Origin of the sequence: Nocardioides sp. zg-1230, assembly GCF_013155335.1 — a bacterium.
In the GTDB taxonomy this organism is placed as follows: Bacteria; Actinomycetota; Actinomycetes; order Propionibacteriales; family Nocardioidaceae; genus Nocardioides.
The window spans coordinates 335939-350138 of record NZ_JABJQZ010000008.1 but is presented as its reverse complement, the minus strand read 5'-3'; the positions used below and the strand labels follow the sequence as shown (position 1 = coordinate 350138).

General features: G+C 71.4%; 16 protein-coding genes and 1 tRNA gene. 9 read left to right on the top strand and 8 right to left on the bottom strand.

Annotated features, from left to right (window positions below; all coding sequences use genetic code 11):
- Window positions 1–102: 102 nt before the first annotated feature.
- The 9 genes from HOO61_RS20980 (at window position 103) to HOO61_RS20940 (ending at window position 5296) form a co-directional block, all read left to right on the top strand.
- Window positions 103–792, top strand: coding sequence for an energy-coupling factor ABC transporter permease (locus HOO61_RS20980; protein ID WP_172261520.1), 690 nt, complete (start codon window positions 103–105; stop codon window positions 790–792).
- Complete coding sequence (locus HOO61_RS20975) at window positions 789–1148, top strand: PDGLE domain-containing protein (RefSeq protein ID WP_172261518.1); 360 nt, start codon at window positions 789–791, stop codon at window positions 1146–1148. The genes HOO61_RS20980 and HOO61_RS20975 overlap by 4 nt, the downstream gene beginning before the upstream one ends.
- Window positions 1148–1828, top strand: coding sequence for a cobalt ECF transporter T component CbiQ (gene cbiQ / locus HOO61_RS20970; protein ID WP_172261516.1), 681 nt, complete (start codon window positions 1148–1150; stop codon window positions 1826–1828). The genes HOO61_RS20975 and cbiQ overlap by 1 nt, the downstream gene beginning before the upstream one ends.
- Window positions 1825–2580, top strand: a complete 756-nt coding sequence (locus HOO61_RS20965; protein ID WP_172261514.1) for an energy-coupling factor ABC transporter ATP-binding protein — start codon at window positions 1825–1827, stop codon at window positions 2578–2580. Before cbiQ ends, HOO61_RS20965 begins: the two co-directional genes overlap by 4 nt.
- On the top strand, window positions 2577–2825 hold the full coding sequence (locus tag HOO61_RS20960) for a DUF3618 domain-containing protein (protein WP_172261512.1): 249 nt from the start codon (window positions 2577–2579) through the stop codon (window positions 2823–2825). Before HOO61_RS20965 ends, HOO61_RS20960 begins: the two co-directional genes overlap by 4 nt.
- A 14-nt stretch (window positions 2826–2839) precedes the next feature.
- Window positions 2840–3139: a co-chaperone GroES gene (locus HOO61_RS20955; RefSeq protein ID WP_172261510.1), complete on the top strand. Its 300-nt coding sequence runs from the start codon at window positions 2840–2842 to the stop codon at window positions 3137–3139.
- Complete coding sequence (locus HOO61_RS20950; RefSeq protein WP_172261508.1) at window positions 3139–4509, top strand: NAD(P)/FAD-dependent oxidoreductase; 1371 nt, start codon at window positions 3139–3141, stop codon at window positions 4507–4509. Before HOO61_RS20955 ends, HOO61_RS20950 begins: the two co-directional genes overlap by 1 nt.
- On the top strand, window positions 4496–5062 hold the full coding sequence (locus HOO61_RS20945; protein ID WP_367650266.1) for a 1-acyl-sn-glycerol-3-phosphate acyltransferase: 567 nt from the start codon (window positions 4496–4498) through the stop codon (window positions 5060–5062). The genes HOO61_RS20950 and HOO61_RS20945 overlap by 14 nt, the downstream gene beginning before the upstream one ends.
- 90 nt (window positions 5063–5152) lie before the next feature.
- Window positions 5153–5296, top strand: coding sequence for a GPGG-motif small membrane protein (locus HOO61_RS20940; RefSeq protein WP_172261506.1), 144 nt, complete (start codon window positions 5153–5155; stop codon window positions 5294–5296).
- Window positions 5297–5370: 74 nt separating this feature from the next.
- Here HOO61_RS20940 and HOO61_RS20935 read toward each other — a convergent pair whose 3' ends face one another.
- The 8 genes from HOO61_RS20935 to HOO61_RS20900 form a co-directional block, all read right to left on the bottom strand.
- The gene (locus HOO61_RS20935) at window positions 5371–6909 is read right to left on the bottom strand and encodes a PTS ascorbate transporter subunit IIC (protein WP_172261504.1); all 1539 of its coding nucleotides are present in this window, start codon (window positions 6907–6909) and stop codon (window positions 5371–5373) included.
- A 35-nt stretch (window positions 6910–6944) separates the two neighbouring features.
- Window positions 6945–7742: a PTS sugar transporter subunit IIA gene (locus HOO61_RS20930; protein WP_172261503.1), complete on the bottom strand. Its 798-nt coding sequence runs from the start codon at window positions 7740–7742 to the stop codon at window positions 6945–6947.
- Window positions 7739–8956 (bottom strand): zinc-binding dehydrogenase, encoded by a 1218-nt coding sequence (locus HOO61_RS20925; protein WP_216659159.1) that lies wholly within the window; start codon window positions 8954–8956, stop codon window positions 7739–7741. The genes HOO61_RS20930 and HOO61_RS20925 overlap by 4 nt, the downstream gene beginning before the upstream one ends.
- Window positions 8957–9023: 67 nt before the next feature.
- On the bottom strand, window positions 9024–10502 hold the full coding sequence (locus HOO61_RS20920) for a PTS mannitol transporter subunit IICB (protein WP_172261501.1): 1479 nt from the start codon (window positions 10500–10502) through the stop codon (window positions 9024–9026).
- Complete coding sequence (locus HOO61_RS20915) at window positions 10502–11251, bottom strand: nucleoside/nucleotide kinase family protein (RefSeq protein ID WP_172261500.1); 750 nt, start codon at window positions 11249–11251, stop codon at window positions 10502–10504. Before HOO61_RS20915 ends, HOO61_RS20920 begins: the two co-directional genes overlap by 1 nt.
- Before the next feature lie 198 nt (window positions 11252–11449).
- On the bottom strand, window positions 11450–12388 hold the full coding sequence (locus HOO61_RS20910) for a sugar-binding transcriptional regulator (RefSeq protein ID WP_172261499.1): 939 nt from the start codon (window positions 12386–12388) through the stop codon (window positions 11450–11452).
- A 77-nt stretch (window positions 12389–12465) separates the two neighbouring features.
- A tRNA-Lys gene (locus tag HOO61_RS20905) sits at window positions 12466–12541 on the bottom strand.
- Between the two features lie 62 nt (window positions 12542–12603).
- Window positions 12604–14172, bottom strand: coding sequence for an NAD(P)/FAD-dependent oxidoreductase (locus HOO61_RS20900; RefSeq protein ID WP_172261498.1), 1569 nt, complete (start codon window positions 14170–14172; stop codon window positions 12604–12606).
- Window positions 14173–14200 lie beyond the last annotated feature (28 nt).

The window sequence follows — 14200 nt, the reverse complement described above, 5'->3', positions numbered from 1 at the left end:
ATAAGATGGAGGGGTGCCGGCCCGGCATCGGGGGATCCGCGGCCGGCCACCAGACATCCAAGCAGCCCCACCCACGACAGATCCACGAGCAGGAGCACCCACGTGCACGTCCCCGACGGCTTCCTCGACGCCCCCACCTCGGTGGCCACCGGCGCGGTGGCCGCGGTCGCGGTCGCGGTCTCGCTGCGCGGCGCGCGCCGCGAGCTGGACGACCGTACGGCGCCCAGGGCCGGGCTGGTCGCGACCTTCGTGTTCGCCGCCCAGATGATCAACTTCCCGGTGGGCGCGGGCACCAGCGGTCACCTGATGGGCGGGGCACTGGCCGCCGTCCTGGTGGGGCCGTGGACGGCCGTGCTGTGCCTGTCGGTGGTCCTCGTGGTGCAGGCCCTGCTGATGGCCGACGGCGGCATCACCGCGCTCGGCACCAACATCACCCTGATCGGCATCGTGACCGTCGCGGTCGGCTGGGCCGTCTTCGTCCTCCTGCGCCGGGTGCTGCCCAAGCGGATCTCCATGGTGGCCCCGGCCGCCGCGATCGGCGCCCTGGTCAGCGTCCCGGTGGCGGCGCTGGTCTTCACCGCACTCTTCGCCGTCGGCGGCAACGTCTCGGTCGACCTCGGCGCCGTCCTGACCGCGATGCTCGGCTGGCACACGGTGATCGGCATCGGCGAGGCGCTCATCACCGGCCTGGTGGTCGCGAGCGTCGTGGCGACCCGTCCCGACCTCGTCCACGGCGCCGGCCCTCTCCTCGAGGAGCGCGAGCTCGAGCTCCGGACGGGGCTGGCCCGATGAGCACACCCGTGATGAGCACCCGTCGCTTCTTCGCCGTGGCCCTGGTCGTCTGCCTGCTCGTCGCCGGCGTCGCGAGCTACTACGCCAGCTCGCACCCCGACGGCCTCGAGCACGTCGCCGAGCAGACCGGCTTCATCGACGCCGCCGAGGACTCGGCGACCGCCGACAGCCCGCTCGCCGACTACCAGACCTCCGGTGTCGACGACCCACGCATCAGCGGCGGCCTCGCCGGCGTCATCGGCGTCGTGGTGATGCTGGTGCTGAGCACCGGCCTGTTCTGGCTCGTACGCCGACGCGAGCCGCGCGACGACCACCACATCGACGACCACGACGTGCTCCACGATTCGGAGGCCTGATGGGAGCCGGGCACGGGCACCGGTTGCACTTCCACGGCCACAGCCCGGTGCACCGCGCCCCCGCGCACCTCAAGGTGCTGGCACTGCTGGGGTTCATGCTGGTCGTCGTCGCCACGCCGCGCCAGGCCTACGCCGTGTTCGCCGTCGAGGCCGCCGTCCTGCTCGTCGTCGTGGCGCTCTCGCGCGTGCCGCTGCGCTACCTGCTGCCGCGGATGGTCGTCGAGGTGCCGTTCGTCGTCTTCGCGGCGCTGATGCCCTTCATCGCCCACGGGCCGCGCACCGAGGTGCTGGGCGTGAGCGTCTCCGAGCCCGGCCTGGTCGCGGGCGTCGCGCTGCTCGTCAAGGGCACCATCGGTGTCCTCGCCTCGCTCACCCTGGCCGCGACGACCGAACCCCAGGACCTCCTGCGCGGGCTGCAGCGGCTGCGGGCGCCCGACCTGGTCGTGCAGATCATGGGCTTCATGATCCGCTACCTCGACGTGGTCACCGCAGAGCTCGGACGGATGATGACGGCCCTGCGCTCGCGCGGCTGCGACCCGCGCTCCCCGCGGCACTGGCCGGTGCTGGCCCGCTCGCTCGGCGCCCTGTTCATCCGCTCCTACGAGCGCGGTGAGCGCGTGCACCTCGCGATGCTGTCGCGCGGGTACGACGGCAGGCTGCCGCAGACGGACAAGCCATGACGACGCCTGTCCTCGACGTCCAGGGGCTCGCGTTCGCCTACCCCGACGGCCACCAGGCGCTCTTCGGGGTCGACCTCCACGTCCACCGCGGGGAGCGGGTGGCGCTGCTGGGCCCCAACGGCGCCGGCAAGACCACGCTCGTCCTGCACCTCAACGGCATCCTCGCCGCCGGCAGGGGCTCGGTCGAGGTCAGCGGACTCCCGGTCACGAAAGAGCACCTCCAGGAGATCCGGCGCCGCGTCGGGATCGTCTTCCAGGACCCCGACGACCAGCTCTTCCTCGGCACCGTCCGCCAGGACGTCGCGTTCGGCCCGGCCAACCTCGGCCTGAAGGGCGCAGCGCTCGACCGGCGCGTGATGGACGCGCTCGACCGGGTCGGGATGGCCGACTTCGTCGACCGTCCGCCGCACCACCTCTCCTACGGCCAGCGGCGCCGGGTGGCGGTCGCCACCGTGCTGGCGATGGAGCCGGAGATCCTGGTGCTCGACGAGCCGTCGTCCAACCTCGACCCCGCCTCGCGCCGTGAGCTCGCCGACATCCTGCGCAGCCTCGACGTGACCGTGCTGATGGTCACCCACGACCTGCCCTACGCGCTGGAGCTGTGCCCGCGCAGCGTCGTGCTGAGCGAGGGGGTGGTGGTCGCCGACCGGTCGACGTTCGACGTCCTCACCGACGACGACCTGATGGCCGCCCACCGGCTCGAGCTGCCCTGGGGTTTCGACCCGCGGCGCATTGATAGCCTGCCCCGGTGACCCAGGACATGAGCGCGCTCGAGCGCGAGATCGAGGAGACGCGCCAGCGGCTCGCCTCGACGATCGACCAGCTCGCCTACCGCGCCCACCCCAAGACGATCGTCGGTCGGCAGGTGACGACCGTGAGGTCCCACTTCGTCGAGCTCGACACGGGCGCCCCGCGCACCGACAACATCCTCAAGGCGGCCGGTGCCGTCGTCGGCGTCGTCGTGCTGTTCGCCCTCGTCCGCAAGGTAGCCCGCTGAACGTCCCGATCAAGATGCTGCACGACCGCGTGCTGGTCGAGGTCGACCAGGAGGCCGGCGAACGGCGTTCGACCGGCGGCATCGTCATCCCCGCCACCGCGGCCATGGGCGCACGTCGCCTGGCCTGGTCGCGCGTGATCGCGGTCGGTCCGCACGCACGTGCGGTCGAGGTCGGCGACCGGGTGCTTTTCGACCCCGAGGACAAGGCCGAGGTCGAGGTCCACGGCGAGGTCTACGTCGTCATGCGCGAACGTGACGTGCACGCCGTCGCCGCCGAGCGGCTCGAGGGCGGCTCCACCGGGCTCTACCTCTGATGGCCTACCTCGTCAAGCAGTCCCACCGCGCCCCTGCGGTCACCTCTCCGGTGCCCGTCGACGAATCGCTGCCCCGTGCCTGCGTGATCGGCGCCGGCTCCTCCGGCATCGCGGCGGCCAAGCAGCTCCACCTCGCCGGCATCGGGTTCGACTGCTTCGAAAAGGGCAGCGACATCGGCGGGACGTGGGTCCTCGACAACTCCAACGGCCAGTCCGCCTGCTACGACACGCTCGAGATCAACACCTCGTGCCCCCGCATGGCGTTCTCCGACTTCCCGATGCCCGCGGACTACCCGCCCTACGCGCGGCACGACCAGGTGCACGCCTACTTCGAGCAGTACGTCGACCACTTCGGCTTCCGCGACACGATCACCTTCGACACCACGGTGGAGCAGGTCACCCGGTCCTCCGACGGCCGGTGGGACGTGCGGTTCACCGGGCCGAGCGGCACCGAGACCCGCACGTACGACGCCGTCGTGGTCGCCAACGGCCACCACTGGGACCCGCGCTGGCCCGAGCCCGCCTACCCCGGCACCTTCGACGGCGAGCAGATCCACTCCCACGACTACCGCTCCGCCGACCAGCTCGCCGGGCGTGACGTCGTGGTCGTCGGTGCCGGCAACTCCGCGATGGACATCGCGGTCGAGTCGTCCCGCGTGGCACGTTCGACGACGTGGTCGGTGCGCCGCGCGGAGTGGGTGCTGCGCAAGTTCCTCCTGGGCAAGCCGAGCGACCAGGTCGCCCTGCCCGGCTGGCTGCCGTGGTGGGTGACGGCCGCCAGGCTGCGGATCGGGGCGACCTACGCCGGCAGCATGACGAAGTACGGCCTCCCCGCGCCGACCCACCGGCCCGGGCAGTCGCACCCCGTGCAGTCCGACCAGATCCGCGCGCGGCTCGCCGCGGGCGCGGTGACGGCGCGGCCCGGCATCGAGCGCCTCGACGGTGACCGGGTGGTCTTCGTCGACGGCACCACGGCACCGGCCGACCTGATCGTGTGGGCCACGGGCTACCAGGTCACGTTCCCGTTCCTGGCGCCCGAGCTGGTCTCGGCCCAGGACAACGAGCTGCCCCTGTGGAAGCGCACCGTCCACCCCGACCTCCCCGGCCTCTACTTCATCGGCCTCGTGCAGGCGATCGGCGCTGTGATGCCGATCGCCGAGGCGCAGTCGGCATGGATCGCCGAGACCCTCGCCGGGCGCTACGTGCCGCCCGCGGACGACGTCGTACGACGCCAGATGACCGCCGAGCACCGACGTGACAAGAAGCAGTTCTACGCCTCGCCGCGCCACACGATGGAGGTCGACTTCGACCACTACCTGTGGGACCTCGCGCGCGAGCTCAGGAGAGGACGTGCCCGTGCTGCGTCGTAGGGTCGCAGGCCTCGTCCTGCGTGCCGTCAGGTGGCGGACCGTCGGCGACGTGCCGCAGCGCGGCGTTCTGGTCGGTGCCCCGCACACCTCCAACTGGGACTGGGTGCTGACCATGCTCCTGGCGTGGAGGTACGGCATCACGATCCGGCTGCTGGTCAAGAAGGAGCTCTTCGTCGGACCGCTCGGCTGGCTCCTGCGCCTTACGGGTGCCGTGGAGCTCGACCGCACGAACCCTGCGGCGACGATCAAGGAGCTGCTCGCCGAGGCCGACAGTGGCGACCCCTGGCTGATCGGCATCGCGGCCGAGGGCACCCGCTCGCGCGGTGACTACTGGAAGTCGGGCTTCTACCGGATCGCCCGCCAGACCGGGCTGCCGATCACCCTGGCGTTCCTCGACGTGCCCTCCCGTACCGTCGGCTGGGGGCCCACCTTCCACCCCACCGGCGACGTCGGCGCCGACATGGACGTGCTGCGTGACTTCTACGCCGACAAGACCGGCTTCAACCCCGAGGGCTTCACGCCGCCGCGGCTGCGCGAGGAGGGCCCGGCCTGAGGTCGGACGACACGCCCATCCGGGTGTGGCTCGGTACCGCTCGACAACCGTGAAGGCTAGGTTGAGGGTCTCAACCGAAGGGAGCATGACATGGCACTTCTGCTGTGGATCCTCGCCGTCATCCTCGTGGTGTCCGGCATCGTCTCGTTGATCAGGGGTCAGATGCTCTGGGGCATCGTGCTCATCATCGTCGGGCTGCTCGTCGGCCCCGGTGGAGTCAGCCTGTTCACGTAGCAGCACCCTGCGGGAGGGAAGAACGAACGAAGGGCCGGTCCGAGTGGACCGGCCCTTCGCTTCTGTGCAGAACCTCAGTCGGTCGGAGGAGGCGGGGGCGTCGGCGCCCCGCGCGGCGGCGCGATCCGCGCCGCCATCGCCGGCTCGGGGACCACATCCCGGCCGGCCCCGTCAGCGGCGCCCGCGCGCTCGCGGCGCGGAGCCGGGTCCCAGCCGGCGTCGACCACCCGCTTCTGCCACACGATGGCCGCGCCGAGGATGCCGGCCCCGACGAGGGCGATGAGCGCGATGCCGGGGGCGTCGAGCATCGCCGGGTACCCGGTCGCGATGCCGACCCACCCGAAGTCGGTGTCCCCGAAGGTGGTGTTCGCGTCACCGAAGTCACCCAGCACCTGCAGGAGCAGGGCCGGCAGGAAGGTGATGAGCAGACCGTTGATGAAGCCGCCCGTCACGGCGCCGACCCGTCCGCCCGTGGCGTTGCCGTAGACACCGGCAGCGCCGCCGGTGAAGAAGTGCGGCACCAGGCCGGGCAGGATGAGGGCCAGGCCGAGCCACGGGTTGAGCCACAGCGAGAGCACGGCCAGCCCGACGAGGCCCCCGGTGAAGCTGGAGAGGAAGCCCAGCAGCACCGCGTTCTGGGCGTACGGGAACACGATCGGCGCGTCGAGGGCCGGGATGGCACCCGGGACGGCCTTGGCCGCGATGCCCTGGAAGGCCGGCACGAGCTCGGCCAGGATGGTCCGCACGCCGAACAGGATGACCGCGACCGCGACACCGAACTGGAGGCCCTGGGTGACCGCCTGCATGAGGTAGTCGCCCACCCCCGTGGCCCCGCCGTCGAACGCCTGGAACGCGGTCTCGCTGCCGCGACGGGCCAGGAACACCACCGCCAGCACGACGTACATGACCACCATCGACAGGGCCGTCGCGACCATGGAGTCACGCAGGAACCGCAGCGACTCGGGCAGGCGGAGGTCCTCCGTGGAGCGGCTCTTGCGACCGACCCGGCTGCCCACCGCGCCGGCGGCGACGTACGCCGCGGTGCCGAAGTGCCCGATGGCGATGCTGTCGTCACCGGTGATCCGGCGGGTCCACGGGTGGGCGAACGCGGGCAGCGAGACCATCAGGACACCGAGCACCAGCCCGCCGAGCCCGACCACGACGACCGGTGCGTAGTCGGCGGAGGCGAGCACGATCGTGAGCAGGGTCGCCATGAACAGCATGTGGTGACCGGTGAGGAACACGTAGCGCAGCGGCGTGAACCGCGCGAGCACCAGGCTCACCGCGAAGCCGAGGATCATCAGCCACGAGACCTGCGCCCCGTACTCCGCCTGGGCGATGCCCGCGATCGCCTCGTTGGTCGGCACGACGCCCTGGGCCCCGGTCGCGCCCTGGATCATCACCCCGAGCGGGGCGAGCGAGGCCACGACCAGGGTGGCCCCGGCCCCGATCAGCAGGAAGCCCAGGGTGGCCTTGAGGGCACTCCCGACGACCTGCCCGACGGGACGGCGCAGCGCGACCAGACCGACGGCCGTGATGATGCCGATGAGGAAGGCCGGGACGCTCAGGATCTCGTTGACGACGAATTGCGCCACGGTCAGAAGCCAGTCCATGTCAGATCTCTCCTTGGTGCCCGGGGCGGGCGCTCCTAGATGTCGTACGACGCGCGGAGGGCGGCGTCGATCTCGCGCTGGCTGGTGAAGTTCTCGATCACGACCAGGGGGACGCCGACGTCGCCGAGCGCGCGGGCGATCTCGCCCGAGGTGAGGATCAGGTCGGCGTCCTTGGCCTTGCCGCGCGCCGAGACCGTGTCGGTGGCCTCGACGGTGATCAGACCGCCCCAGCCCCACCGGTCGAGGACCTGCTCGAGGGTGTTCTTCAGGAACAGGCTCGTGCCGAGGCCGTTGCCGCACACGGTCAGGATGTGGTCGCGCGTGCGGCCGCCGCCCTGGGGTCGGCTCCGTTCGGTCCCGGGCGGCGAAGCGCTGTCGGTGGCGTCGTCACCGCGGAGGATGGCGTGCACCTCCGCCGCCGAGGCGGCCTCGTCGAGCGAGGCGCGGAGCTCGGTGTCGGTCAGGACCGTGGCGAGCGAGGCCATCGCCTGCTGGTGGGTCGAGGTGTCGGTCGCCGCCAGTGCCACCACGAGGTTGACGGGGTCGTTGGCACGACTCCCGAACTCGACGGGGGACGCCAGTCGCACCCACGACATGCCGGTCCGGTGGACGGCCTCGGACGGACGCGCGTGCGGGAACGCGAAGCCCGGCGCGAGCACGATGTACGGGCCGTTCTCGTGCACGCTGTCGACCATCGCCTGGGTGTACGCCGGAGCGGAGACGCCGGCCGACTCGAGGAGGCCGCCCGCCAGGCGGATGGCGTCCTGCCAGTCCTCGGCCTCCTGGTCGAGGGCGATCGTCTCCTGGGTGAGGAGGTCGCTGAGCGCTGTCACAGGTGTCCTTCCGTCGCGAACGCCGCGAGCACGTACTCCTCGGCGGCCTGGTTCCAGATGTGGTCCTGCTCGGCGCAGATCTCCGCGAGCCGGGCGAAGCGTGGGTCCTGCCGCCCGTGCGCCTCGAAGTCGGAGATGGCCGTCAGGTCCATGTCGACGTGCGGGTAGATCAGGATCTTCCCGCCGGTGAAGGACGGCAGGTCGGACAGGGCGTCGGGCACGGCGTCCAGCCCGCCGACGTGCGTCACCATGCGCGAGGGGTTGATCGCGCCCGAGGCGGACAGCTCCAGGCTCTCCTCCATGTCGCTGCGCGAACCGCCGGAGGTACCCACGAGGTGGGTGCTCTCGTAGTGGATGTTGTAGAGGTTCAGCGAGGCTGAGAACGTCTTGTCGGTGGGGCCGGCGAAGAAGTTGAGGCAGCCGTCGTGGGCGAGCACGGCGTCGCCGGCCTCGACGAGCTCCTTGATCGCGGCGAACACCACCACGTCGTCGAAACCGTCCGGGGAGATCGCGCGCAGCGCCTCCACGGGGTCCTTGTCGCTCGCGTCGACGATCTCGAGACGACAGCCGCGCCGGGCGGCCTCCTCCGCGGGGAAGAGGGTCCGCAGGCGCTCGAGCCGCTCCGCGTCGACGTCGACCGCCACCACGAGGCTCGGGGTGAACGGCCCGTGGAGCGCGTAGTCGAGGGCCCCGATGCCCATGGCGCCGCCGCTGCCGAGGAGGGCGAGCCGCCCGCCCGGCTTGAGCCCCATGTGGTGCTCCCACACCAGGGGCTCGGTGTGGTAGTTGGACCTGAAGGCCCCGATGATGCACGACATCGGCTCGGCCAGTGACCCGTTGGCGTAGTAGCCGTCGTCGTACGGCAGCACGCAGCCCTTCTCCACGGCGACGGCCGGGACGATGCAGTAGGTCGCGTCGCCGCCGAAGTACGGGTAGCTGTAGCCGGGGGAGTACCCGCTGGGCAGTCCCATGGTGGGCAGGATCGCCACGCTCTGGCCGACCGCGAACCTGCCGGCGAGCTCGTCCCCGACCTCCTCGAGGACGCCGGCGAACTCGTGGCCGGTGATGACGGGGTCGGAGGAGATCGTGTCGGGGACGCGCTTGTGCTCGCTGCCGAGGGACATGGCCTTGTAGGTCGAGAGGCACATGCTGCTGCTCACGACCCGGAGGAGGAGCTCGTCCGGCCCGATCTCGGGGAGCTCGAACTCGCTCACCCCCACCTTGTGGGTCCCGTGGATGCGTGCCGCGCGGGTGAGGCGCCCCGGCGTCGGACGGCTGTGGTCACTGCTCGGCATCGGTGGTGGTCCTCTCGGTCAGGCGCTGGTCGAGGGTGTCGAGGGCTGGGTCGCCCAGGTAGCTCTGGATGGTCACGATCTCCACGTCGGGTCGCGCCGCCCGGGCCCGGTGGGCGAGGTCCTGGTGCACGACGACCAGGTCGGCGTCGACCGGGACCGACTCGATCGCCGCATGGGTGACGCGGACGTCGTCGCGACCGGCGTCGCGCAACCGCTTGCCGAAGGCGCTCGCGCCCATGGCGCTGCTGCCCATGCCGGCGTCGCAGGCGAACACGATCCGGCGTACGTCCTCCGTGGTGCCACCGGCGCTGCCCGCGCCGTTCATGACCGAGGTCAGCACCGCGCTGCCCTCGGCCTTCATGGCGCGCGAGCGCTCGGTCTGCTCCGCCAGGTCCTCCTCGTCGCCGGCGTTGCGGCCGAGCTTGAGGATCGCGGCGGTGATCACGAAGCTCACCGCGGCTGCGACGAGGACGCCTGCGATGACGCCGACGTGGTCGCCGGGCGGGGTGAGTGCCAGGTAGGCGAAGATGGAGCCGGGGCTCGGTCCCGCGGTGAGGCCCACGCCGAACAGCATGAACGTCGCGATGCCGGAGGCGCCGCCGGCGATCATGGCGAGGATGGTCACCGGCTTCATCAGCACGTAGGGGAAGTAGATCTCGTGGATGCCGCCGAGGAAGTGGATGATGATGGCTCCCGGTGCGCTGTCGCGGATCACCCGGTTGTGGCCGAACAGCCAGAAGGCCAGCAGCAGGCCCAGGCCCGGGCCGGGGTTGGACGCCACCATGAAGAAGATCGACTTGCCCTCCTCGGCGGCGACCTGCAGGCCCAACGGGTAGTAGATGCCCTGGTCGATGACGTTGTTGAGGAAGAGCACCTTGGCCGGCTCGTTGAGGATCGAGAGCAGGGGCAGGGCGCCCGTCTCCACGAGCGCGTTGATCGCGCGGAGGAGCTGGTCGTTGAGCGCGCTGATGACCGGGCCGATGACCCGGTAGGAGGCGATGATCAGCCCCAGGCCCAGGAAGCCGAGCGTGAAGTTGTTGACGACCATCTCGAAGCCCGAGCGGATCCGGTGCTCCAGGACCCGGTCGACCTGCTTGATGAGCCAGGCGCTGAGCGGACCCATGATCATGGCGCCCAGGAACATGGGGATGTCGGCGCCGACGATCAGCCCGATCGTTCCCACCGCGCCGGCCACGCCGCCGCGGTGCCCGTGCACCAGCCGGCCGCCCGTGAACGCGAGGAGCAGCGGCAGCACGTAGGTGATCATCGGGCCCACGGGAGCGGCCAGGTCCTCGTTGGGCAGCCAGCCCGTCGGGATGAACAGGGCGGTGAGCAGGCCCCATGCGATGAACGCACCCACGTTGGGGATCACCATCGCGGTCAGGAACCCGCCGAACGCCTGGATGCGTGCGCGCACGCTGGTCCCGGTCTCGACAGGTAGGGCACCTTCGATCGGTTGACTCATCACAACTCTCCTTGCTGGATGGTTCCGTCGGCCTGGACCACCAGCGTCAGGTCGACCTTGCTGAAGTCGGAGGAAGCCATGACCCGCTCGACGTTGAGCCGGTCGCTGCGCTCGTAGAAGGCCTCGGCCTCGACCGGGGTCAGTCCGCCGCGGACCTTCCGCTCGACCAGTCGTCCACGCAGCAGCTGCGGGTCGGCCGTCAGCAGCACGACGTACTGGGCGTGCGCCGCGAGGTCGCGCCAGCCGGGCTCGTCGAGCAGCAGCCAGTTGCCCTCGACGATCACCAGGTCGGCGCTGAGCGGGGTCGTGCCCGGCACGACGTCGTGCACCCGGCGGTCGTACGTCGGCCAGGCCACGTCGTCGTTCGCCGACGCCTCGAGATGGCGGGCGAGCCCGTCGACGTCGAAGGTCTCGGGGGCACCCTTGATCGCGCTGAGCGGGACCGTCCCCTGCGGGGTGGTCACGTGGTGGGACACGAGGTGGTGGTGCGGCAGGTGGAATCCGTCGATCCCGACGACGTCGACCGCCAGCGGCTCGGGGAGCTGACGACCGGCGTCGGCGAGCAGGGCGGCCAGGGTCGACTTGCCTGCGCCGGGGGGGCCGACGAGGAAGACGAAGGCCCGCCGCTGGACCCGCGGTCGCGCCGCGGCCTCGGTCAGTGCCGGGACCAGCGTCGATCCGACGAGGTGGCGGTCGGCCTCCACCTCGACCTCGAACCCGTTGACCAGCAACCGAGTGGCACTCGACACGTTCCGCACCTCCATGTGCTCAGATGAGCGAGATTGCACGTTTGAGTGACATGGATTACAGCACCGGGTGGAAAGGTTCGTCAAGGGTCATCGCGGGTCGACGACGACCTGGGCGCGCGTCGAGCACCCGCGCCGGGACGCGGGTGTGGGGGCGGGACGGCAGCCGCCGACGGCTCCGTCAGCGCTCGACCGGTCCGGTCAGGTGCGTGCCGGAAGACGGAGCAGCGCCATGGCCGCGCGGTCGTCGGTGACCAGGCAGCTGAGGATCCCCGAACGGCTGACCGCCGCGATGGCGTCCGCCTTCTCCGCCGAGCCGGCGACGGCCATGACGCGGGGCGTGCGCCTCAGGTCGTCGACGGTGACCGAGATGCGACGACGGTTCACGGAGGTGTCGATGACCGACCCGTCCGCACGGAAGAAGATCCCCGCGATCTCAGCGACGACGCCCTCGCGCTCGAGCTCGGCGCGCTCCTCGTCCCTCAGCAGTGGCCCGAGCTGCGTGATCGGCGGGTCCCAGGACCCCACGGCCACCACGGCGAGGGCGAGCTGCCCATAGCGGCTCAGGGCCGCCTCGATCGACGGGTCGCTGCGGAACGTGTCGGCAGCGCTCTCGGACACGGCGAAGAGCGGGGCGAAGACGGCCACCGCCTCGACGCTCGAGCGACCGCTGATGCGGCGGGTGACCTCCACCGGGGACTGGCGCAGGTCGTTGCCCACGGTGCCGGTGAGCTGGATGACGGTGCACGGCGGCAGGGGTGGGAGCTCCTCACCGATCGCGACCAGCGTCCGGCCCCAGGTGAGGCCGAGCACGTCGCCGTCGCGGATGGTCCTGGCGATCCTCGGCGCCGCGGCCCTGGCCAGCCGGCGCCGGTTGTCGTCGCCGGTGTCACCCGCCTTGACCACCACGCACTCGTCCAGGCCGAGGTGCTGGGCGAGCTCGACCGACAGGTCGTCGCGAGGCTCGTCGCGGTCGTGGATCTCGATCGACACGACACCCTGCTCGCGTGCCTGCTGGAGGAGCCGCGCCACGCGGAAGCGGCTGATCGAGAACTCGTCGGCGAGCTCGGTCTTGGAGGCGTCCTCGAGGTAGAAGCGACGCGCGATCGACGACAGCAAACGCCACTGCGCCTCGTCCATCCCGCCCCCGCTCGGTCGGCTCACACGTCGTCTCGACGAGGAAGGCCAGGTCCCCGGTGGGGCCTGGCCTTCTCGAGTGGTACGCCATCAGGGACTCGAACCCCGAACCCGCTGATTAAGAGTCAGCTGCTCTGCCAATTGAGCTAATGGCGCGTGCGGTGAAGCGAGTAGAACTCTACCGCCTCGTGATCGGCAGGCGAAATCGAGGTGTCGCCTCAGAGCTCGGCGAGCACGGCCTGCGCCGCGTTGTGGCCGCCGAGCCCGGAGACCGCCCCGCCGCGACGCGCGCCGGAGCCGCAGAGCAGCACCGAGTCATGTCCGGTCTGGACGCCCCACTGCTGGGCCGGGGTCTCGAGACGCGAGCGGTTGGGCGCCCACGGCCAGTCGAGGTCGCCGTGGAAGATGTGCCCACCCGGCATGGCGAGGTCCCTCTCGACGTCCTGCGGGATCTTCGCCTCGAGGCACGGGCGGCCGTCGGCGTCGGTGGCGAGGCAGTCGGCGAGCGGCTCGGCCAGGACCGCGTCGATCGAGGCGAGCGCGCGCTGCACGGCGAGGTCCTTGGCGCCGGGGTCGGCGTCGAAGAGCCCGGCCGGCGTGTGCAGGCCGAAGTAGGTCAAGGTGTGCGCCGAGCCGGCGCGGTCGCCGAGGATCGAGGGGTCGGTCAGGCTGTGGCAGTAGACCTCACCGGGCATCGGGTCGGGCACCGCACCGCCGGCCGCGGCGGCGTACGCCCGCTCGATGGTCGAGTAGTCCTCGGCGAGGTGCAGGGTGCCGGCGAACGCCACGGCGGGGTCGGCTCCCGAGCGCAGCGCCGGCAGCCGGTCGAGGAGGAAGTTGATCTTGAGCTGCGAGCCGGCCGGCTTGGTCTCGGCGTCCTCGCCCTCGCCGAGCAGGATCCGCAGCACCCAGGGGGCCACGCCGGACAGCACGCGCCGCCCGGTCGCCGAGTGCTGTTGTCCGCCGTCGTGCCAGACGACCTCGGCACCGTCCGGGCCGGGCGTGATCGCACTGACCCCCGCACCCGTGACGACATCCGCGCCGGCGTCGACGGCCGCCCTGGCCAAGGCGTCGGTGACCGCGCCCATGCCGCCGATCGGCACGCGCCACTCGCCGGTGCCGTTGCCGATGAGGTGGTAGAGGAAGCAGCGGTTCTGCACGAGCGAGGGGTCGTCCATCGAGGCGAACGTGCCGATGAGCGCGTCGGTGGCGACCACGCCGCGCACGGTGTCGTCGGCGAAGCGCCGGGTGATCGCCCGGCCGAGGGGCTCCTCGACGACGTCGGTCCAGATGCGCTCGTCGACCAGGCCGCGGACGTCCTTCTCGAGGGGGAGCGGCCGCATCAGTGTCGGCGCGACGGCCTCCGCGAGCCGGCCGACCTCGCCGTAGAACGCCTCCCAGGCGGCGTACTCCTCGTCGCCGCCGGTGAGGTCGCGGAACGACGCGCGCGTCGCCTCGCCCTCGGGCCGCTCGACCAGCAGGCCGCCGGAGCGCTCGCCGCGCGTCCACGGGGTGTACGACGCCGTGGTGCGCGAGGCGAGGCGGACGTCGAGGTCCAGGTCTGCCATCAGCTGCTCGGGCATCAGGCTGACGAGGTAGGAGTAGCGGGACAGCCGGGCCGGCTGCCCGGCGAAGGGCTCGACCGACACCGCCGCACCGCCGGTGTGGCCCAGGCGCTCGAGCACGAGCACCGAGAGCCCGGCGCGGGCGAGGTAGGCGGCGCTGACGAGGGCGTTGTGCCCTCCGCCGACCACGACGACGTCATAGCTGCTGTTGCCGGAAGTCACCGGGCCAACGTAGACCCTGACGACGACG